At 61.4% G+C, this 20,896-nt stretch carries 17 protein-coding genes; 5 read left to right on the forward strand and 12 right to left on the reverse strand.

Annotated elements, in window-relative coordinates; all coding sequences use genetic code 11:
- Window positions 1–82: 82 nt before the first annotated feature.
- The 11 genes from QMX97_RS23615 to QMX97_RS23665 all read right to left on the reverse strand — a co-directional run bounded on the left by QMX97_RS23615 (window position 83) and on the right by QMX97_RS23665 (window position 14,217).
- Window positions 83–1,312: a multifunctional CCA addition/repair protein gene (locus tag QMX97_RS23615; RefSeq protein ID WP_282397709.1), complete on the reverse strand. Its 1,230-nt coding sequence runs from the start codon at window positions 1,310–1,312 to the stop codon at window positions 83–85.
- 63 nt (window positions 1,313–1,375) lie between these two features.
- Complete coding sequence (locus QMX97_RS23620) at window positions 1,376–2,941, reverse strand: SpoVR family protein (protein ID WP_065904645.1); 1,566 nt, start codon at window positions 2,939–2,941, stop codon at window positions 1,376–1,378.
- Window positions 2,938–4,209, reverse strand: coding sequence for a YeaH/YhbH family protein (locus QMX97_RS23625; RefSeq protein WP_065904643.1), 1,272 nt, complete (start codon window positions 4,207–4,209; stop codon window positions 2,938–2,940). The genes QMX97_RS23620 and QMX97_RS23625 overlap by 4 nt, the downstream gene beginning before the upstream one ends.
- Before the next feature lie 113 nt (window positions 4,210–4,322).
- A complete protein-coding gene (locus tag QMX97_RS23630) occupies window positions 4,323–6,245 on the reverse strand; it encodes a PrkA family serine protein kinase (protein WP_003194732.1) in 1,923 nt (640 codons plus the stop codon).
- A 285-nt stretch (window positions 6,246–6,530) separates the two neighbouring features.
- A complete protein-coding gene (gene glpE / locus QMX97_RS23635) occupies window positions 6,531–6,860 on the reverse strand; it encodes a thiosulfate sulfurtransferase GlpE (protein WP_065904641.1) in 330 nt (109 codons plus the stop codon).
- Window positions 6,861–6,889: 29 nt separating this feature from the next.
- Complete coding sequence (locus QMX97_RS23640) at window positions 6,890–7,741, reverse strand: symmetrical bis(5'-nucleosyl)-tetraphosphatase (RefSeq protein ID WP_201145997.1); 852 nt, start codon at window positions 7,739–7,741, stop codon at window positions 6,890–6,892.
- Window positions 7,741–8,121 carry a Co2+/Mg2+ efflux protein ApaG gene (gene apaG / locus QMX97_RS23645; protein WP_065904636.1) on the reverse strand — a complete coding sequence of 127 codons (381 nt, stop codon included), beginning with the start codon at window positions 8,119–8,121 and terminating at the stop codon, window positions 7,741–7,743. Before apaG ends, QMX97_RS23640 begins: the two co-directional genes overlap by 1 nt.
- Window positions 8,122–8,296: 175 nt before the next feature.
- Window positions 8,297–9,109, reverse strand: coding sequence for a 16S rRNA (adenine(1518)-N(6)/adenine(1519)-N(6))-dimethyltransferase RsmA (rsmA, locus tag QMX97_RS23650; protein ID WP_065904634.1), 813 nt, complete (start codon window positions 9,107–9,109; stop codon window positions 8,297–8,299).
- Window positions 9,106–10,095, reverse strand: coding sequence for a 4-hydroxythreonine-4-phosphate dehydrogenase PdxA (gene pdxA, locus QMX97_RS23655; RefSeq protein WP_065904632.1), 990 nt, complete (start codon window positions 10,093–10,095; stop codon window positions 9,106–9,108). Before pdxA ends, rsmA begins: the two co-directional genes overlap by 4 nt.
- Entirely contained in the window at window positions 10,092–11,432 is a 1,341-nt protein-coding gene (locus QMX97_RS23660) for a peptidylprolyl isomerase (protein ID WP_065904630.1), read from the reverse strand. Before QMX97_RS23660 ends, pdxA begins: the two co-directional genes overlap by 4 nt.
- Window positions 11,407–14,217, reverse strand: a complete 2,811-nt coding sequence (locus QMX97_RS23665) for an LPS-assembly protein LptD (RefSeq protein ID WP_282397710.1) — start codon at window positions 14,215–14,217, stop codon at window positions 11,407–11,409. The genes QMX97_RS23660 and QMX97_RS23665 overlap by 26 nt, the downstream gene beginning before the upstream one ends.
- Before the next feature lie 130 nt (window positions 14,218–14,347).
- Between QMX97_RS23665 and QMX97_RS23670 the strand changes: the two genes are divergently transcribed.
- The 3 genes from QMX97_RS23670 to QMX97_RS23680 are packed head-to-tail and all read left to right on the forward strand — an operon-like array spanning window position 14,348 to window position 16,813.
- Window positions 14,348–15,373 carry a phosphotransferase gene (locus QMX97_RS23670; RefSeq protein WP_065904623.1) on the forward strand — a complete coding sequence of 342 codons (1,026 nt, stop codon included), beginning with the start codon at window positions 14,348–14,350 and terminating at the stop codon, window positions 15,371–15,373.
- Window positions 15,370–16,044 carry an N-acetylmuramate alpha-1-phosphate uridylyltransferase MurU gene (gene murU, locus QMX97_RS23675; RefSeq protein ID WP_065904621.1) on the forward strand — a complete coding sequence of 225 codons (675 nt, stop codon included), beginning with the start codon at window positions 15,370–15,372 and terminating at the stop codon, window positions 16,042–16,044. The genes QMX97_RS23670 and murU overlap by 4 nt, the downstream gene beginning before the upstream one ends.
- A 1-nt stretch (window position 16,045) precedes the next feature.
- Entirely contained in the window at window positions 16,046–16,813 is a 768-nt protein-coding gene (locus QMX97_RS23680; RefSeq protein WP_106802477.1) for a TerB family tellurite resistance protein, read from the forward strand.
- 87 nt (window positions 16,814–16,900) lie between these two features.
- Here the strand turns inward: QMX97_RS23680 and QMX97_RS23685 are convergent, their stop codons facing one another.
- Complete coding sequence (locus QMX97_RS23685; protein WP_065904617.1) at window positions 16,901–17,875, reverse strand: alpha/beta hydrolase family protein; 975 nt, start codon at window positions 17,873–17,875, stop codon at window positions 16,901–16,903.
- 77 nt (window positions 17,876–17,952) lie between these two features.
- On the opposite strand from QMX97_RS23685, the gene QMX97_RS23690 reads away from it, so the two are divergent.
- Both QMX97_RS23690 and QMX97_RS23695 read left to right on the forward strand, forming a co-directional pair.
- Window positions 17,953–19,947 carry a sensor histidine kinase gene (locus tag QMX97_RS23690; RefSeq protein WP_282397711.1) on the forward strand — a complete coding sequence of 665 codons (1,995 nt, stop codon included), beginning with the start codon at window positions 17,953–17,955 and terminating at the stop codon, window positions 19,945–19,947.
- A gap of 18 nt (window positions 19,948–19,965) precedes the next feature.
- Window positions 19,966–20,595, forward strand: a complete 630-nt coding sequence (locus tag QMX97_RS23695) for a response regulator transcription factor (protein WP_065904613.1) — start codon at window positions 19,966–19,968, stop codon at window positions 20,593–20,595.
- Window positions 20,596–20,896: the final 301 nt, after the last annotated feature.

Here is a 20,896-nt window from a genome sequence, read left to right on the forward strand (position 1 = left end):
CTGACGCCGAACACACTCCTGTAGAAGGCCGGCTTGCCGGGGATAGCGACCGCGGATACGCGATCGCCGGCAAGCCGGACTGCTACAGGGCGTGGTGTTCCTTGTAGATTTTTAATGCCTTGAGCCGTTCGCGCTTGAGTGCCTCGCCCAACTCCGGGCCTTTGAAACCCTTCTCCAGCAAGGGCGCGACTGCAACTTCGCGCGCGACCTTGGCCGCGCCGCGCAAATAATCCGCCTGTGGATAACTTCTTTGCTCCAGGCCTTTACGGCCTCGCGCGTCCATCTCACAACTCACCACAAACTCTTCAAAGCGCTGCGGCCGCCGGTAGACATCGAAACTCTGCAGCAAATCCAGCAGTGTCGAGGCTTTGAGCTCCAGGGCGCGATGGCCATGGGTGTGATACTGGCCGACCAGCAGTGCCAATTCCTGGCAGTCCCTGGGCACCTTGAAGCGCTCGTTGACTGCCTTGATCAGCTTCAAACCACGGTGTTCGTGGGCAATATGCTGTGGCAACTTATCCACAGGTGTTAATCCCTTGCCCAGATCATGCAGCAGGCAAGCCCAGCGCACGGTCAGCGGCTGTTGGTGCAAGGCGGCCTGCTGCAGCACGCTCAAGGTGTGTACGCCGGTGTCGATCTCGGGATGATGGGCTGCGGGCTGTGGCACGCCGAACAGTGCGTCCACTTCCGGCATCAATGTTTTCAGCGCGTTGCAGTCGCGCAGGACCTGGATAAAGACCTGTGGCTGATCTTCCATCAGTGCGCGGGAGATTTCTTTCCAGCTGCGCTCTGGCGTGAGGGCCTCCAGTTCACCGGATTCGCTGAGCTGACGCATCAGTTCCAGGGTCTCAGGTGCGACGGTGAAGCCCAGGTGTGCGTAGCGCGCGGCAAAGCGGGCAACACGCAGTACACGCAGGGGATCTTCGGCGAACGCGGGGGAAACGTGGCGCAAGATGCGCGCTTCAAGGTCGCGTTGGCCGTGGTAAGGGTCGGTCAGGCTGCCGTCGTCGTCTTCGGCCATGGCGTTGATGGTCAGGTCGCGGCGGATCAGGTCTTCTTCCAGCGTGACCTCGGGGCTGGCGTGGAATACAAAGCCACCATACCCCCTGCCGCTCTTGCGTTCAGTGCGGGCCAGGGCGTATTCGTCGCCGTTTTTCGGGTCCAGGAATACCGGGAAGTCAGCACCCACCGGCTTGTAGCCCTTGGCGAGCATCTCTTCGGTCGTTGCACCGACGACGACACGGTCGATATCGGTGACCTCGATTCCCAGCAGGCGGTCCCGTACGGCGCCGCCGACTTTGTAGATTTTCATGAAAAAGCCTCCATTAGCGGCACAGGATACCGCCTGTGCCTGACCAATGGAGGCTTTGCTGTTTCAGAGATGAACGACGGCCAGGTCCAGGCGGCCGTAGTCGTTGTCGTTGTGATCGCTGCGCGGCGGCACGTGGTGGGTCTTCATCACCTGATCGCCCTGCAGGGTCTCCAGGTGGATGTCGAACCCCCACAGCCGGTGCAGGTGCTTGAGCACTTCCTCGGTGGATTCACCCAGCGGTTTGCGGTCGTGCTGCTGATGACGCAGGGTCAGCGAGCGGTCGCCACGTACGTCGATGCTATAGATCTGCACGTTGGGTTCACGATTGCCCAGGTTGTACTGCGCCGCCAGGGTTTCGCGGATCACGCGATATCCGGGTTCGTCATGGATGGCTGGTACCACCAGGTCATCCTTGAGGTCGTCATCCAGAATACTGAACAGCTTGAGATCGCGAATAACCTGAGGCGACAGGTACTGCAGGATGAAACTCTCGTCCTTGAAGCTGCTCATGGCGAACTTGATGGTCGAGAGCCAGTCGCTGCCAGCGATCTCCGGGAACCAGCGGCGATCCTCCTCAGTGGGGTGTTCGCACATGCGCCGGATGTCGCGGTACATGGCAAACCCCAGGGCATACGGGTTGATGCCGCTGTAGTACGGGCTGTCAAAGCCCGGCTGGAACACCACGCTGGTGTGGGACGTGAGGAACTCCATCATGAAGCCGTCAGTGACCAGGCCTTCGTCGTACAGGTCGTTCATCAAGGTGTAGTGCCAGAACGTCGCCCAGCCTTCGTTCATCACCTGGGTCTGGCGCTGTGGATAAAAATACTGGGCGATCTTGCGCACGATGCGCACGATTTCCCGTTGCCATGGCTCCAGCAGCGGCGCGTGTTTTTCCAGGAAGTACAGGATGTTTTCCTGAGGTTCGGCGGGGAAGCGTGCATTGTCCTTGTCGTTGTTTTTGCCGGCTTTTTTAGGAATGGTGCGCCACAGGTCATTGATCTGCTTCTGCAGATGCTCCTCGCGCTCCTTCTGGCGCAGGCGTTCTTCCTCGGCGGAAATCGGATAAGGGCGTTTGTAGCGGTCAACGCCGTAGTTCATCAGGGCGTGGCAGGAGTCGAGCAGGTCTTCCACCGCGTCGATGCCGTGGCGTTCCTCACACTGCATGATGTACTGCTTGGCGAATACCAGGTAATCGATGATCGAGCTGGCATCGGTCCAGGTGCGGAACAGGTAGTTGCCCTTAAAAAAACTGTTGTGGCCGTAGCAGGCGTGAGCCACCACCAACGCCTGCATGCAGATGGTGTTTTCTTCCATCAGGTAGGCGATGCACGGGTCGGAGTTGATCACGATCTCGTAGGCAAGGCCCATCTGCCCGCGGGTGTAGGACTTCTCGGTGCTGAGGAAGTGTTTGCCGTAGGACCAATGGTGGTAACCCAGAGGCATGCCGACAGAGGCGTAGGCATCCATCATCTGTTCGGCGGTGATCACTTCGATCTGGTTGGGATAGGTGTCCAGGGCATAACCCGCCGCGATGCGGCTGATTTCCCGGTCATAGGCCTGGATCAGTTCGAAGGTCCATTCAGACCCCGTGGAAATGGGTTGGCGCTTATGCTCTTTTTTGGCGGTCATGTCACTAACCTGCGCTGGAAGAGTTCACGGAAGACCGGGTAGATATCGCCGGCCGAGACCAGTTGCTGTTGCGCGAATGTATCGGCAAAGGCTTCGCCGATGCGCTCGTATTCGAACCACAGGGCCTGGTGCTCACGGGGGGTGATCTCGACGTACGTGTAGTACTGCACGAACGGCATGATCTGGTTGATCAGGATGTCGCGGCAGATCGGTGAATCGTCGTTCCAGTTGTCGCCGTCGGAAGCCTGGGCGGCGTAGATGTTCCACTCGTTGGCCGGGTAGCGTTCGGCCATGATCTCCTGCATCAGCTTCAGGGCGCTGGAGACGATGGTGCCGCCGGTTTCCCGTGAGTAGAAGAACTCCTCCTCGTCGACTTCCCGGGCGCTGGTGTGATGACGGATAAACACCACGTCGATCTTGTCGTAGTTCCGCTTCAGGAACAGGTACAGCAGGATGAAGAACCGCTTGGCGATGTCCTTGGTTGCCTGGGTCATGGAGCCGGACACGTCCATCAGGCAGAACATCACGGCCTTGGAGCTGGGGTTGGGCTGCTTGACCAGCAGGTTGTACTTGAGGTCGAAGGTGTCGAGAAACGGCACGCGGTGGATACGCGCGCTGAGCTTTTCGATTTCCGCCTCCATTTCCTGAATATCGCCGAAGTTGTCCGGTTCTTCGCGTTTCAAGCGTGCCAGTTCTTCCTTGGCTTCCTTCAGTTTGGCGCGGCTGCTGCCGGACAGGGCGATACGCCGGGCGTGGGCCGAGCGAAGGGTGCGAATGATGTTGATCCGGGACGGGTTGCCCTCGTTGCTGATCCCGGCGCGTACGGTCTTGTAGGTATCGGTGCCGGTCAGGTTGCGCTTGACCAGGTTGGGCAACTCCAGGTCCTCGAACATGAACTCGAGGAATTCTTCCTGGGTGATCTGGAACACGAACTCATCCATGCCTTCGCCGGAATTGCCGGCCTTGCCCGGGCCCTTGCCGCCGCCACCGCCTTGGGGGCGCTGGATATGTTCGCCGGTGGTGAATTCCTTGTTGCCGGGATGCACTACGGTCTGTTTGCCGCCCCGGCCATGGTGAAGCACCGGTTCGTCGATGTCCCTTCCGGGAATGCTGATCTGTTCGCCATGCTCCATGTCGGTGATGGAGCGGCGGCTGACGGCCTCTTCAACGGCCTTTTTGATGTGGTCACGGTAACGCCGCAGGAAACGCTGGCGGTTTACCGTGCTCTTGTTCTTGCCATTGAGGCGTCGGTCGATCACATAGCTCATGGGGAGCCCTCCGGGCAGCTTCACGTTACAAGCTTCAAGCCGCGAGCTGGAAGCTTAGAGACAAGCGGTCAGCTGCCAGGCCAAAGACCTGGCAGCGCACGCCTGCCGCTGCCTTACTGCGATTTACGAACTCGCAGGTACCACTCGGAGAGCAGCCGTACCTGTTTGTCGGTGTAGCCACGCTCGACCATTCGTGTGACGAAGTCGTTGTGTTTTTGCTGATCCTCCTTGCTGGCCTTGGCATTGAAGCTGATGACCGGCAGCAGATCCTCGGTGTTGGAGAACATTTTCTTCTCGATGACCACCCGCAGCTTCTCGTAGCTGAGCCAGGTGGGGTTCTTGCCGTTGTTGTTGGCGCGGGCGCGCAACACGAAGTTGACGATCTCGTTGCGGAAATCCTTCGGATTGCTGATGCCGGCGGGTTTTTCGATTTTTTCCAGTTCCTCGTTGAGGGCCACGCGGTTGAGGATTTCGCCGGTTTCCGGGTCGCGGTATTCCTGGTCCTGGATCCAGAAGTCGGCGTACAGCACGTAGCGGTCGAAAATGTTCTGGCCGTATTCGCTGTAGGACTCCAGGTAAGCCGTCTGGATTTCCTTGCCAATGAACTCGATGTAGCGCGGTGCCAGGTATTCCTTGAGGAAGCGCAGGTAGCGCTCGCGGGTTTCGGCCTGGAATTGTTCCTGTTCGATCTGCTGCTCCAGCACATACAACAAGTGCACCGGGTTGGCGGCAATCTCATGGGGGTCGAAGTTGAAGACCTTGGACAGGATCTTGAACGCGAAACGTGTCGACAGGCCGTTCATGCCCTCATCCACACCTGCCGTGTCGCGGTATTCCTGGATCGACTTGGCCTTGGGATCGGTGTCCTTGAGGTTTTCGCCGTCGTATACGCGCATCTTCGAATAGATATTCGAGTTCTCCGGCTCCTTGAGGCGCGACAGCACGGTGAACTGGGCGAGCATCTTCAGGGTGTCGGGTGCGCAATGCGCCTTGGCCAGGGAGCTGTTGAACAGCAGCTTGTCGTAGATCTTGATCTCATCGCTGACGCGCAGGCAGTACGGCACCTTGACGATGTAGATCCGGTCGATGAAGGCCTCGTTGTTCTTGTTGTTGCGGAAGGTGTGCCATTCCGATTCGTTGGAGTGGGCCAGCAAGATCCCGGTGAACGGAATCGCGCCGAGGCCTTCGGTACTGTTGTAGTTGCCTTCCTGGGTGGCGGTGAGCAATGGGTGCAGCACCTTGATCGGCGCCTTGAACATCTCCACGAACTCCATCAGGCCCTGGTTGGCCCGGCACAGTGCGCCCGAGTAGCTATAGGCGTCGGCGTCGTTCTGTGGGAATTCTTCCAGTTTGCGGATATCGACCTTGCCGACCAGCGCCGAGATGTCCTGGTTGTTCTCGTCGCCAGGTTCGGTCTTGGCCACGCCGATCTGGTTGAGGATCGATGGGTAGAGTTTCACGACGCGGAACTGGCTGATGTCGCCGCCGAACTCGGCCAGGCGCTTGGTGGCCCAGGGCGACATGATGGTGTTGAGGTAGCGGCGTGGGATGCCGAAGTCTTCTTCGAGGATCGCGCCATCTTCCGTGGCGTTGAACAGGCCCAGGGGCGACTCGAAGACCGGTGAGCCCTTGATGGCGTAGAAGGGCACCTTCTCGATCAGTTGTTTGAGTTTTTCGGCCAGGGACGATTTACCGCCGCCGACGGGGCCGAGCAGATAGAGGATCTGTTTCTTCTCCTCCAGGCCTTGGGCGGCGTGGCGGAAGTAGGAGACGATCTGGTCTATGCATTCTTCCATGCCGTGGAAGTCTTCAAAGGCCGGATAGCGGCGGATCACCTTGTTGGAGAATATTCGCGACAGGCGCGAATTGTTGGCGGTTTCCACCAGCTCCGGCTCGCCAATCGCCAATAGCAGGCGCTCGGCGGCAGACGCGTAGGTGCTGCGATCCTGTTTGCACAGCTCGAGATACTCTTGAAGCGTGAGTTCTTCCTGCTGTGTGGATGCGAAGCGTTGTTGGAAGTGGCTGAAAATACTCATGACGTCGTCACCTCGCTCGATACGTGGAGCCGACGCCGGATCAATCAGTCGATGCTGGCAGTCATTGACGAACGCCAATGGCCGTTTTCCCCCCAGAACACCCTGAAACGCTACCGATGACCCGCACGCCGGTGTACCGGCTCTCCCCTGATTCGGATGGCCTGCGCTTAAGGATAGTTCGGAATCGGAGAGGTCAAGGCGCGATGCGCAATTAGTTTGGCTGCGCCGTTCGTCAGAAGCGGCGCGAGCCCAAGCGTCACGCGGGGTAGCGGGGTGTGAAAAAAATTATTGCGAATCCCCTGAAGCAATTTCTGCAGGATACGTCGTACGCCACAGCTCAAAGCCACCGTCCAGGCTGTAGACGTCGGAGAAGCCCTGGCTGACCAGATAGGCGGCCGCGCTCTGGCTGGAGTTGCCGTGGTAGCAGGCCACGATCAGCGGCGCGTCGAGGTCGGCGGCGCGGATGAAATCGGCGATGTTGACGTTGTCCAGGTGCTGGGCACCGGTGATGTGACCTGCCACATACGTCGGCTGGTCACGGATGTCGACCACCACGGCACCTTGCTCGCGCAGGGCCTGGGCTTGTTCGGGAGGGATACGTTTGAATTCGCTCATGGCGGGCTCCTTGGGCATGGCGGCTGCGTCTAGCGCTTGGCGGCAGCCGGCAGTGTAACGGGAAGGGTGGATTGACACTGGCAGCCGTGGCGCTCGCCGGTGTCGATGTTCATCAGGGTCATGGTGCCGCCCCACACACAGCCGGTGTCGAGGGCGAACACGCCGGGCTCGTCGCATTTACCCTCAAGGGCCGCCCAGTGACCGAAGACAATCTGCGTGTCGCGGGTCTTGCGCTCTTTATGGGCGAACCAGGGCTTGTAGCCGGGCAGCGCGGTGTCGGCGCCTTCCTTGCTCTTGAGGTCCAGCTTGCCCTCGGCAGTGCAGAAGCGCATTCGGGTGAAGTAGTTGGTGATGACCCGCAGGCGGGTCACGCCGGTAAGGTCGTTGTCCCACTTCACTGGCTCATTGCCATACATGCCGTCGAGGTAGGTGGTGTAGAGGGTGTCATCAGCCAGCGCGGTCTCGACTTCGGCGGCGCACTTGAGGGCTTTCTTCAACGTCCACTGCGGCGGGATGCCAGCATGCACCATGGCCATGTTGCGGCCTTCGTCGTAATGCATGAGTTTTTGCCGACGCAGCCAGTCGAGCAATTCGGCCCGATCCGGGGCTTCGAGGATTTCGCGCAGGGTGTCGCCCTTTTTCAGGCGTTCGATGTTATTGCCGGCCGCCAGCAAGTGCAGATCGTGGTTGCCGAGTACGCACACCAGCGAGTCGCGCAGGCTATAGAGGTAGCGCAGCGTCTCCAGCGATTGCGGGCCACGATTGACCAGGTCACCCACCAGCCACAGGCGATCATGCGACGGGTCGAAGGCGACGCGCTCGAGCAGGCACTTGAGGGGCTCCAGGCAGCCTTGCAGGTCACCGACCGCGTACGTCGCCATCAGTGCAGGGCTCCCGGCACGGCGAGGCGAAAGGGCGCAATGACGGCGTCGAACAGTTGGCCGTCGGTGGCTTTCATCTGATAGGAACCTTGCATGGTGCCGACCTTGGAGGTCATCACCGTGCCGCTGCTGTAGGTGTGGCTGGCGCCAATGTCGATCAACGGTTGCTGGCCGACCACCCCGGCGCCGCGCACTTCCTCGACCTGGCCGTCACCGTCGGTGATCACCCAGTGGCGTGACAGCAGCTTGGCCGGCACCAGCCCGTTGTTTTTCACCGTGATGGTGTAGGCAAAGGCGAAGCGGTTCTGTTCAGGTTGCGATTGGTCCGCCAGGAAGCGGGTGACGACGCTGACGTCGATCTGGTAGCGAGGATCGGACATGCAAGAGGCCTTAAAAGCAAAAGCGGAGGACAGCAGATGCGGATCAGTCTAGGCCAATAGGTGGGCACTAGGCCAGACATGCCGTCTGGCCAGGTGGGCACGCCCTTGTCAGAGCCGGCTTGTTGGCGATAGCGAGGTTGAGGGCGCCATCGCCGGCAAGCCGGCTGCTACGGGGTTATTCGACGGCGGGGGCGGGCTGAATGGCAAGCTGGTCCGCCAGGCGCACGAACGCCGCCAGATCCAGTTGCTCGGGGCGCAGGCTGCCGTCGACGCCGGCGGCTTCGATTTCGGCGTTGCTCAGCAGCGCCTTGAGCGTGTTGCGCAGGGTCTTGCGGCGCTGGTTGAACGCTTCGCGCACCACGCGCTCGAGCAGCTTGTGATCCTTGGCCGGGTGCGGCAGCACGGCGTGCGGCACCAGGCGCACGATGGCTGAGTCAACCTTGGGCGGTGGATTGAACGCACCTGGGCCGACGTTGAACAGATGTTCCACGCGGCAGTGGTACTGGACCATGATCGACAGGCGGCCCCAATCACCACCACCAGGCCCTGCAGCCAGGCGTTCGACCACTTCTTTTTGCAGCATGAAGTGCATGTCGCGGATGATCCCGGCGTTGTTCAGCAGGTGGAAAATCAGCGGTGTGGAGATGTTGTACGGCAGGTTGCCGACTACGCGCAGGCTGTTGGGCGCGGCATTGAGGGTGTTGAAGTCGAACTTCAGTGCGTCGCCCTGGTGCAGATTGAAGTTGGGCTTGCCAGCGAACTGCTGATTGAGGATCGGGATCAGGTCCTTGTCCAGTTCCACCACGTCCAGTTGGCCGCCGCTGGCCAACAGGCCTTGGGTCAGTGCGCCCTGGCCCGGGCCGATTTCCAGCAGGCGGTCTTCGGGCTTGGCATGGATGGAGCGCAGGATGCGGTCGATCACGCCAGCGTCGTGCAGGAAGTTTTGCCCGAAGCGCTTGCGCGCCCGGTGTTGGTAATGCTCGGTCATATACGGGTCTCGGCCATCTGATAGGCGGTTTCCAGGGCCACGTGCAGGCTGCCGGTATCGATCTTGCCGCTGCCTGCCAGGTCCAGGGCGGTGCCATGGTCGACGGAGGTGCGGATGATCGGCAGGCCCAGTGTCACGTTGACTGCGGCGCCGAAGCCTTTGTATTTCAGCACGGGCAGCCCCTGGTCATGGTACATCGCCAGCACTGCATCGCAGTGCTCCAGATATTTGGGGGTAAACAGAGTGTCTGCAGGCAACGGGCCGCGCAGGTCCATGCCTTCTTGGCGCAGACGCTCCAGGGTTGGTTCGATGATGTCGATTTCTTCATGGCCCAAATGGCCGCCTTCACCGGCGTGGGGATTGAGCCCACAAACCAGGATGCGCGGTTGGGCAATGCCGAATTTATGTTGCAGGTCGGCGTGCAGGATGCGCGTCACGCGTTCGACACGTTCAACGGTGATGGCGTCGGCGATCTCGCGCAGTGGCAGGTGCGTGGTCACCAGGGCGACCCGCAGGCCGCGCGTGGCCAACATCATCACGACTTGTTCGGTGTGCGTCAGCTCGGCAAGGAATTCGGTGTGGCCGGAAAAGGCGATACCGGATTCGTTGATCACGCCCTTGTGCACCGGCGCGGTGATCATGCCGGCGAAGTCGCCGTCGATGCAGCCCTGGCCAGCACGTGTCAGGGTTTGCAGGACAAAGGCCGCATTGGCCTTGTTCAGCTGCCCGGCCACGACCTTGGCTGCAAGCGGGGTGTCCCACACGTACAGGCTGCCGGCAGGAGCAGGCAGGTCAGGCCAGTTACCCGGCGCCACGTCCAGCAGATTGACCGCCACACCCAGCTGCGCGGCCCGCTCAAGGAGCAGGTCACGGCTGGTAATGGCAATCAGGGGGTGTGGCTGGGGTTGCGAGGCGAGCAGCAGGCACAGGTCTGGACCAATGCCGGCCGGCTCGCCGGGTGTCACCGCGAAACGCTGGGGTTTCACTGGGCTGCCTGGTCGGTGCCTGTTTGCTCGGCGCCTGGCAGCTTGTTCTCTACATAAGCTTCGTCACGGATCTGACGCAGCCAGGTTTGCAACTCTTCGTCGTATTTGCGGTTACGCAGTACGTTCAGTGCTTGTTGCTCGCGGGCCTGACTGGTGTTGTCGGTGGCGCGACGGCCAAGGACTTCCAGTACGTGCCAGCCATATTGGGTCTTGAACGGCTTGGACAGCACGCCTTGTGGCGTCTCGGCCATCACCTGCTGGAACTCCGGCACCAGCGCCTTCGGGTCGATCCAGTTCAAGTCGCCGCCGTTGAGGGCGGAACCCGGGTCTTCCGAGAAGCTCTTGGCCAGGGTGGCGAAGTCTTCACCGCTTTCAATGCGGTCATAGATCTTCTGGGCCAGTTCCTTGGTTTGCGCTTCGCTGCGGATTTCGCTTGGTTTGACCAGGATATGACGAACATGCACTTCGTCTTTCAGCGAGGTCTCGCCGCCACGTTTTTCCAGGAGCTTGAGGATGATGAAGCCCCCCGGCGTGCGTGCAGGCTGGGTGATGCCACCGACTTCCATCGCGCTCAGCTCGCGGTCGAACGGAGGTGGCAATTGAGCAGCTTTACGCCAGCCCATGTCACCGCCTTCGAGGGCGTTGTCGCTGCCCGACTGGGCGATCGCCATTTGGGCGAAGTCGGCACCGGCCTTCAGGCGATCATAGATAGCCTGGGTCTTGGCCGCGGCGGCATTCAGCTGCTCGGATGTGGCGCTGTCAGGCGTGGCGATCAGGATGTTGGCCAGGTGCAGCTCTTCGGACAGCTGCATCTTGCCCAGGTCCGACGCCAGGAAGTTCTTCACTTCCTGCTCGGACACCTGAACGCGTTCGGCCACACGACGCTGGCGCACACGGCTGATGATCATTTCACGACGGATCTGGTCACGGGCGTCCTCATAGGACAAACCATCGTGGGCCAGGGCCGCGCGGAACTGGTCAATGCTCATGTTGTTGCGCTGGGCAATGGTGCCCACGGCCTGGTTCAGTTCTTCATCCGAAATACGGATGCCGGAACGGTCGCCGATCTGCAGTTGCAGGTTCTCGACGATCAGGCGTTCAAGCACCTGCTGGTCCAGGACGCTGGTAGGTGGCACGCCACCGCCACGCTTGGCGATGGTTTGCTGGACTTCCTTGACGCGCTGGTCCAGTTGGCTCTGCATGATCACGTCGTTATCGACGATGGCCACTACTTTATCCAGTTCTTGAACCGCAGCGTGAGCCGATGCGGTACCCAGGAACAGCGCGCCCAGCACTAGCGGGCGCAGACAATCAGAAAGCTTGGTCTTCACGTTCACGATAACCTTCAATGCCTTTGTCGAGGAAGCTCTCTACCTTGGCGCCGGTCAGGCCGCCGAGTCCTTTGAGGACGATTTGCAGGAAGAGCCCGTGGTCACCCTTTTCGTTAAGCGGGGCGATCTGGCTGTATTCGTCGTTGGAAACCCAGTAACGGTTGATCAAGCGCAGTTTCCAGCAGCAGTTGTCGTACTCGAAACCACCGAAGGCTTCCAGGGTACGGTTGCGAGCGTAGTCATACTGCCAGCGGGTGATCAGGTTCCACTGTGGAATGATCGGCCACATCATCGAGAAGTCGTGTTGCTGGATTTTGTAGTAATCCTTCACGAAGTTCGGATCGCCTGGCTGGCCATAGTCACCACCGAACTGCCATTTGCCGGTCAGCTGGTTGTAGACGACCTGATCGTTACGATAGCGATAGCCGACGTTGATGATCTTGTTCGGGTTGTCTTCCGGCTGGTAGTGAAGCATCGCGCTGCCGGAACGAGGACTGTGATTCTCGGTGTCCCAGTTGTAGTCGGCAGTGGCGCGCCAGTCGCGGTTGAAGCGGAACTCGTAGTCCAGGGCGATTGGCGAGACATCGGACTGTGCATCGGCACGGTCGGAAGCCAGGATGCCCGGCAGTTGCACTTCACGATCCTTGAAGTACAGCGCCTGGCCCACGGATACGCGCTGACGCTCGAAGCCGTTGTCTTCGATCCAGCGGCTGGTCAAGCCCAGGGACAGCTTGTTCTCGTCGCCGATACGGTCGGAGCCGCTGAAGCGGTTGTCGCGGAACAGCGACGCGTAGCTGAACGAGTACTCGCTGGTGTCAAACACCGGGATATCGCTCTGGTCCTTGTTCGGTACGTACAGGTAGAACGCACGCGGCTCAAGGGTCTGGCGATAGTCTTTGCCGAACCAGTTGGTGTTGCGATCGAAGTACAGGCCGCTGTCGATGCTGGCCACCGGAAGCGCACGGTCCTGGGAGCTCTTGAAAGTGCCGCCCGCGTACGGGTTGGCAGCGGTGGCATTGGCCTGATCAGTAACGATCTGGTTCTTGCCGATGTTGTCCAGGTCCAGGTCGTACTTGGTGTAGACGTACTTGAGCTTCGGCGTCACGAAGCCGTAGGTCCAGTTCATCGGGTATTCGACGGCTGGCGCTACGTTCAGGCGAGTACCGTTTGCACGGGTCAGGCCACGAACATAGGTGTCCAGGCGCGGTTCAATCTCGCCGTTTTCGTTGGTGAAGCTACCGTTTTCCAGGTCGCGGTCGAAGCGTACGGCTTCGGTCTCGTAGCTGAAGTTCAAGCCACCTGGATGGTACGGCAGGGTACCGTTGAAGGTGATCTGCGGCAGGCGGTCATACGGGGTGACCTGGGAAATCGTGGCCAGCTGGTAGGCCTGCAGGTTCAGACGTGCCTGGAAGGTGTCGCCGCGATAAGTGACGGAACCCTGCTGGTTGACGTAGTCCTGGCTCTCGACACCTTCCTGGTAGGACTTGAGGTCCTGGAAGTAGTAAGGGTCGCTGATCGTGGTGTAGTCGACCTGGGTCAGTACACGCGAATCCAGCCCGCCCTTGTGTTGCCAGTTGAGCATGTAGCGGGTTTTTTCGTAATCGGTCTGGCGCTTGCGTTCGTCGTTGTCGTCGTTCAGGTACGCGCCGCCGACCTGGCCTTCGCTAGACTTGGTGAGGTAGCGGAACTCGCCTTCCATCATCAGGCCGCGCTTGGTCATGTATTGCGGGTACAACGTGGCGTCATAGTTGGGCGCCAGGTTGAAGTAGTACGGCGTTACCAAGGTAAAGCCGGTTTCGCTGCCGCTGCTGAAGCTTGGTGGCAGGAAGCCGGATTGACGACGGTCGTCGATCGGGAAATAGATGTACGGGGTGTACAGGATCGGGATGTTCTTGACCCGCAACGTCGCGTTGGTAGCCGTACCGAAGCCGGTGGCCGGGTTCAACGTGATGTTGTTGCCCTTGAGCTGCCAGGCGTTGCTGTCTGGCTCGCACGTGGTGTACGTACCGTCCTTGAGACGGATGATCGCATTTTCGGCACGCTTGGCGTACAGCGCGTTGCCGCGGATGCGCGACTTGTGCAGCACGTACTCGGCGTTGTCGATCTGCGCCGCGCCGGTGTCCAGCTGGACCTCGGCGTGGTCGCCGACGATCAGGGCACCGTTGTCGCGCATGCGCACATTGCCGTTCAGCTCGCCGCGGTTTTCAGCCTGGTACAGGCTGGCTTCCTCGGACTCCAGCTGCATGCTGCCCTGGCGCATGACGACGTCACCGGCCAGGGTCGCGACCTGTTGTTCCTGCTCGTAGCGAGAGGCCTTGGCACCGATGAAGGTGGGCGCATCGCTCTTGTTCGTCTTGTCGTTCATGCCAGGACGAATCGGCTCGATGTACGCACCGCCGCAGTAAGGACCGGTTTCGGCCAACTGGGCTGCGGTCAGCTTGTCGCGCGGTACCCAGTCCAGGTGGCTGTAGTCGGCGCTGCGCGAACGCAGGCCACGGCCCTTGGCTTCGGTAACCAGTGCGGTCTTAGGCTCGGCATCGGCTTTGCCACCGGTATCGGCCTGAGCCGTACTGTTGGCCGAGCTGACGGCAGCGCCGTCATGAACCGGGCGCGGTGGTAGAGGGGCAGCGGCGGTTTTCGGCGCGCAATCCCAGGCACCCGAAGCAGAGACTGAGCAGTCATACTGTTCCGCGGCGACCACGAATGAGGTGGCGAAGGGTTGCATGGCCAGCAGACTGCCGGTTACCAGCAACGGAAATTTTCTACGAAACGCGGGGGATTTCAATGCCATCTTATTAGTCCGGGCTTCCTGCGTGCCATCTGCCCGCGGTGTGGGCCGCACGCCTCTCGATGGTCTGAAAAAGATGCGTGATAATAAAGCATGACCCGCTTGACGGCTAGCGCCGTCGGAGACCCTTGTAATGCCCGAGCAAGATCTACGTTTACAACAGCTGGAAGTCTGGCTGGATGAGCAGTTGCCGATTCTTTTCAACGCTCAAGGCTGGGGTGCCGTACCCCCGGCCACATTGACCGCGGCCAGCAGCGACGCGAGTTTCAGGCGGTATTTCCGGTGGGAAGGGGGTGGTCGCACGTTCGTCGTGATGGACGCTCCACCCCCCCAGGAAAACTGCAAACCTTTCGTCGATATCGCTCATTTGCTCGCGAAGTCCGGCATAAATGTTCCAAAAATTTATGCAGAAGATTTGTCGCGAGGCTTTCTTTTACTCAATGACCTGGGCAGAAAAACCTACCTGGACGTCATCGACGAGCAAAACGCCGACCGATTGTTCGCCGATGCCATCGATGCATTGCTGGCCTTTCAGCAGTTGCCGATGGATGCGCCGTTGCCCAGCTACGACGTCGCCTTGCTGCGCCGCGAGCTGGAATTGTTTCCGGAGTGGTACGTGCGCAGGCACCTGGGTATCGAGTTCGATACACAGCAGCAAGCGCTCTGGCAGCGCGTCAGTGATCGGCTGATCGACAGCGCCCTGGCGCAGCCCAAAGTGCTGGTGCACCGCGACTATATGCCACGCAACCTGATGATCAGCGAGCCGAACCCCGGCGTGCTGGATTTCCAGGACGCGGTCTACGGCCCTGTCACCTACGACATCACCTGCCTGTTCAAGGATGCATTCCTCAGTTGGCCCCAGGCCCGCGTACGGGAATGGCAACGCGGCTATTGGCAGCGCGCGGGGCAGGCCGGCATTGCGGTGCAGGCGGATTTCGACGAGTTCCTGCGCGCCAGCGACCTGATGGGCGTCCAGCGTCACCTCAAGGTTATCGGCATCTTTGCGCGCATTTGCCATCGCGATGGCAAGCCGCGCTACCTGGCCGACGTGCCGCGCTTCTTTGCTTATATAGAAGCAGTGCTGGCCGAGCGTGCCGAGTTGAGCGAACTGGCTGAGTTGCTGACCAGCCTGCGCCAGCCCGCCGAGGCCAGCGTATGAAGGCGATGATCCTGGCGGCGGGCAAAGGCGAGCGCATGCGCCCGCTCACCTTGCACACGCCCAAGCCGCTGGTGCAGGCCGGTGGCAAGCGCCTGATCGAATATCACCTGGAGGCGCTGGCCAAGGCCGGCTTCACCGATATCGTGATCAACCACGCCTGGCTGGGCCAGCAAATCGAAAGCTACCTGGGCGACGGCGCGCAATTTGGCTTGCGCATCCGCTACTCCCCGGAAGGCGAGCCGCTGGAAACCGGCGGCGGGATTTTCCAGGCCTTGCCGCTGCTGGGGGATGAACCCTTCCTGGTGGTCAATGGTGATATCTGGACCGACTACGATTTCACCCGGCTGCGCCAACCGCTGCAGGGCCTGGCGCATCTGGTGATGGTCGACAACCCGGCGCATCACCCCTCCGGCGGTGATTTCTACCTTGATCAAGGCGTGCTTCATGATGCGGCGCCCGGTGCCGATAACCTGACCTTCAGTGGCATTTCAGTGCTCGACCCGAAATTGTTCGCGGGTTGCAGTGCCGGTGCCTTCAAGCTGGCGCCGCTGCTACGCGCGGCGATGGCCAAAGGTTTGGTGACGGGGGAACACATGGCGGGACGCTGGATTGATGTCGGCACGCTGGAGCGCCTGGCGCAAGTCGAAACCCTGCTGACAGCGGGGCAGTAGCATGTTGTGGCCAGGGACGCTGATCGGCGCCGGGGCTGGCTTTGCCATTGCCAGCATTCCGGGGGCCTTGTTGGGTGCGCTGTTGGGTCAGGCGCTGGACCGCCGCCTGCAACTGCAAAGCTGGGCACAGTTGCGCGAGCGCCTGGGCGGGCGCCCGGCGCTACGCAATGACGAGTTATTGTTCGTGCTGCTGGGGCGCCTGGCCAAGAGCAATGGTCGCGTGGTGGACGGGCATATCCAGCAGGCGCGCCAGGAGATGCGTTCGCTGGACATGACCGACTCGGCCCAGCGCCGGGCGATCGCGGCGTTCAATCGCGGCAAATCCGGGTCTGACCGTGTGCGCACCTACCTGCGTGTGCTCAAGGCTCAGCCGCATGCGGCCGAAGGTGTGTTGCGTGCGTGCTGGCGGATGGTCTGGGCGGACGGCCGGGCGGATGACGCCGAGCGTGACCTGATCGACCTGTGGGGCAAGTGGCTGGGCTGGACGCCGCAGCAACTGCAGGCACTGGCCGCGGACTACACGCCGGAGCGCAAGCCGTTGGTCAATCGCGGTGGCAGTTATCAGGACGCGCTGCGTTTGCTTGGCGTGACCTCCACCAGCGAGCCGTCGGTGATCAAGCGCGCCTACCGCCGCCTGCTCAGCCGCCACCACCCGGACAAGATTGCCGGCAGTGGTGCAACCCCCGCGCAAGTGCGAGAGGCCACCGAACGCACCCGCGAATTGCACAGCGCCTATGCGTTGATTCGCGAGCGCCGGGATTTCCGTTAAGTCACGCGATGTGAGTGTGACAACCCTATTGTGAGAGCGAGCAAGCCTGCTCCCACAGGAGGTCTGCGGTTTTCCTGAAAGTCGGGGTTAGTCGCTGCTTGCCTGCGGGCTCAGCCAGCCGCGAATCCGCCGATACAACTGCTCCTGCTCGGCCGCGCTGTTGCCGGGCAGGGTCTTCAATGTCACTTGCTTATACCCTTCATTCTTCAAGCGCTTGGCCGCCTGCGCACGGGCCAGGGCGTTTTTGCGTGCCTGGGCGGTGTCTTGATAGAAGACATCGGCGGTCGGCAGTTTCAGGCCGGGAGCCAACTGCTCGACGTCCGGTTGGCGGCCGGTGGGCGTCTGCGCCGCGACCATGACAAATTTCTGTACCTGGGACGGCTGCTTCTCGCTCAAGTAACGCGCGGCCCACCAGGCCCCGGTGCCATGACCGACCAGCGCCACACTGCGTGCGCCCTGGGTCTGGGCGAAGGCCACGGCGGCATCGATGCGCGCGAAGATGCGTGAGGCGTCGGTCTTGTCTTGCTCGTCGGCGCCGGGTACCACGGCCGGATCAGTGCCTTCGGCTTCGGCACTGGCGGCCTGTTCGATGGGTTTGTCGGCGGTGCTCGCGTCTTTGCTGCTGGTGTCGACAGTGGCCTTGGACGCTTCCATGACGCGCGGCGGCAGCGTGTCCATGCTGGTGTCCGGCAACGACAGGCTGAGACTGCCCCACCCGGCGTCCGGAAACTTGCGTCGCAACGGGCCGATTGCTTGCGGCCAGTCAGCATTTTCGCCGGCGCCTGGTACGATAATCACCACGCCTTCGGGTTCGGCGCTGTTGGCCGGTTTCCACAGGGCGAGGAATGAGTCGCTGCCGGCCTGCAACTGTTGCTGTTCCTGTTGCGGGATTTTTCGCTCAAGGGCACTGGCTTCTTCCTGGCTGCGCTCGGGCAAGGGCAGGCGTTCGACCGGTTTTTCCGCCGCAGGCGCGGGTGCATCGGCCGCCTGTACGGAAAAGGCACTGGTAAAGAGTAGCGACAGGCACAATGCTGGCAGTGCCGAACGGTGGAGAAAGGGCATCGTTAATTCCCGGCCAGAAGTGATTCCAGCAGCCTAATGGGTTGGTCAGTATTTGTCAGTGATGTGAGACGTGGATCATGGGTTTTCGCTGTCTGCTGGTTATCGGCTGTTTATGCTTTGCCTTGATGGCGAACGCCGCCCCTGCGCCCGCGGCCCCACAAGCGCAGCTGAATGCGGCCCAGCGCGAATGGCTGGCCCGGCACCCGGAGTTGCGGGTGGGCCTGGTGCTGCAGGCGCCATACGCACAATACGACCGCCGCCTGCAGCGGTTGTCCGGGGCTAATGTCGAGCTGATGCAATGGCTGGCCAAGGCGCTGAATATCGAACTGACCTGGCGCAACTTCCCCAGCCAGGAGCAGTTGGAGGCGGCCCTGAGCGACGGCGAAGTGGACATCGCCCCCGGCCTGCAACAGACCCCGGCCGGTTTGCGCCTGTGGCTGTTCACCGATCCCTATATGCGCGTGCCGCAACACATCGTGGGTGTCCGTGACGGTGGCGGGGCGGTCGAACTGGAAAAGCTCGACGAGCAATCGCGTGTCGCGGTGCGCATGCCCAGTGCCGTGGCCGATTACCTGCGCGGTACGTATCCCGGCCTCAATCTGCAAGGTGTGCCCATGGAGCGCCAGGCCCTGCAGTTGCTCGTCAGCCAACAGGCCCGGTATGCCGTGGTGGATGAAGCGCAGTTGAGCCGCTTGTCCGGCGAGGCCGAGTTCGCCGGGCTGGCGGTGGTGGGCGACATCGGCCTGCCGCAGTTGCTGCGAGTGGCCACGCGCCGGGATTGGCCGGAGCTGGCCGGCATCATGCAAAGCGCTTTGCGCGCCATCCCCGCCCGTGACCTGGACCAACTGCACAACCGCTGGCTGCAGCCCAAATACCCACGCATGACGGAATCCCCGGGCCTGTGGCAAAACCTCAGCCTGTTGCTGGGGCTGCTCCTGCTCGCCAGCCTGGCCATTGTGTTCTGGCAGCGCCGCCAGCAACGCGTGCTCGAGCAAGGCCTGCTGGCCGCCCGCGAAGAAAGCGCGGCCCGCGCCGCCGGTGCTGAAGCCTTGCGCTTGACGCAGTTCTCCATCGACCAAAGCACCGTTGGCATCCTGTGGGTCAACTGGGACAGCCACGTGCGCTACGCCAACCGCGCGGCCGAAAACATGCTCGGTTATAACGCCGGCGCCCTGATCGAACGGCCGTTGGCCGACCTCGATCCTTCCCTGGACATGGACCGTTGGCTCAACCTGTGGAAGCGCGCGCGGGCCAGTGAAGACGGGCCACAGAACTTCGCCACCGATTGCCGGCGCGCCGATGGCAGCATCCTGCCGGCGAACGTGTCCTTGAGTTTTCTGCGGTTCGCCGAAGCTGAATACCTGGTGGTCTACCTCAACGATGTCACCGAACTGCGCCGTACCCTGGCCGCCCTGTTGCAAAGTGAAGCGCAGTTGCGCGAGTTGTCGGCCCACCTGGAAACGGTGCGCGAGGAAGAAAAAGCGCGCATCGCCCGCGAAGTCCACGACGAGCTGGGGCAAATGCTCACCGTGCTCAAGCTGGAAACCTCCATGTGCGAATTGGCCTATGCACAGTTGGACCCAGGCCTGCATGAGCGCCTGAACAGCATGAAGCGCCTGATCGCCCAGCTGTTCCAACTGGTGCGGGACGTGGCGACGGCGCTGCGCCCGCCGATCCTGGATGCCGGGATCGCCTCGGCCATCGAGTGGCAGGCGCGGCGCTTTGAAGCGCGCACGCAAATCCCCTGCCTGGTGCAAGTCCCGGAGAACCTGCCGACCCTGAGTGATGCCAAGGCCATCGGCCTGTTCCGGATCCTGCAGGAAGCGCTGACCAATGTGATGCGCCATGCCCAGGCGCATACTGTCGAGCTGACGCTGGTGGTGGAAGGTCCCCACCTGCGGCTGACCATCAGTGATGACGGCGTCGGCTTCGTCCAGGCCAACGGGCGTCCCGTGTCGTTTGGCCTGGTGGGCATGCGCGAGCGGGTGTTGATCATGGGCGGGCAACTGAGCCTGGACAGCGAGCTGGGGGAGGGCACGACCCTGAGTGTCACGGTGCCGTTGGATGCATAACCCTAAGAGGAAGGCCTTGTGATTCGCGTACTGGTAGCCGAAGACCACACCATCGTTCGAGAGGGCATCAAGCAATTGATCGGCCTGGCCAAAGACCTGCAGGTCGTGGGCGAGGCGAGCAATGGCGAGCAGTTGCTCGAGACCTTGCGCCATGTGCCCTGCGAGGTGGTGTTGCTGGATATCTCGATGCCTGGCGTCAACGGTTTGGAGGCGATTGCGCGGATACGCGCGTTGAGCAATCCGCCGGCGATCCTGGTGCTGTCCATGCACGATGAAGCGCAGATGGCCGCCCGCGCCCTGAAGGTCGGCGCTGCCGGTTACGCAACCAAGGACAGCGACCCGGCGCTGTTGCTCACGGCGATCCGCAAGGTGGCGGCCGGTGGGCGCTACATCGACCCGGACCTGGCGGACCGCATGGTCTTTGAAGTCGGCCTGACCGACGCCCGTCCGCTGCATTCGCTGCTGTCGGAGCGGGAGTTCTCGGTGTTCGAGCGCCTGGCCCAGGGCGCGAATGTCAATGACATCGCCCAGCAGCTGGCGCTGAGCAGCAAGACCATCAGCACCCACAAGGCGCGGCTGATGCAGAAGCTCAATATCACTTCGTTGGCGGAACTGGTGAAGTACGCCATGGAGCACAAGCTTTTGTAGGACGCGGGGTGATGTCTATTCCTTGCCGGCGAAGGCGACTCTTCGTACGCATCGCCGGCAGGCCGGGCTCCTACAGGGAAGGGGCGTGTCTGTTTGCGACAGGTGTTTCGCAGGTAGATGCCCATTCTTGCCGCTTGCAGCTCGCATCTTGTCGCAGCACTGTCCTGTCCCCGCCATTCGTGTAGGGCGATCCCTACCCCCAACCTTCCATCCGGCTGATGCGATTCTCTCCTGGCCCCCGATTTCCGGGGTCTCGCGGCTGGACTACGCTTGTGCCACGGCAGTCCAAAACACAAAGGTG

Origin of the sequence: Pseudomonas sp. PS01298, from assembly GCF_029959745.1 — a bacterium.
In the GTDB taxonomy this organism is placed as follows: domain Bacteria; phylum Pseudomonadota; class Gammaproteobacteria; order Pseudomonadales; family Pseudomonadaceae; genus Aquipseudomonas; species Aquipseudomonas aylmerensis.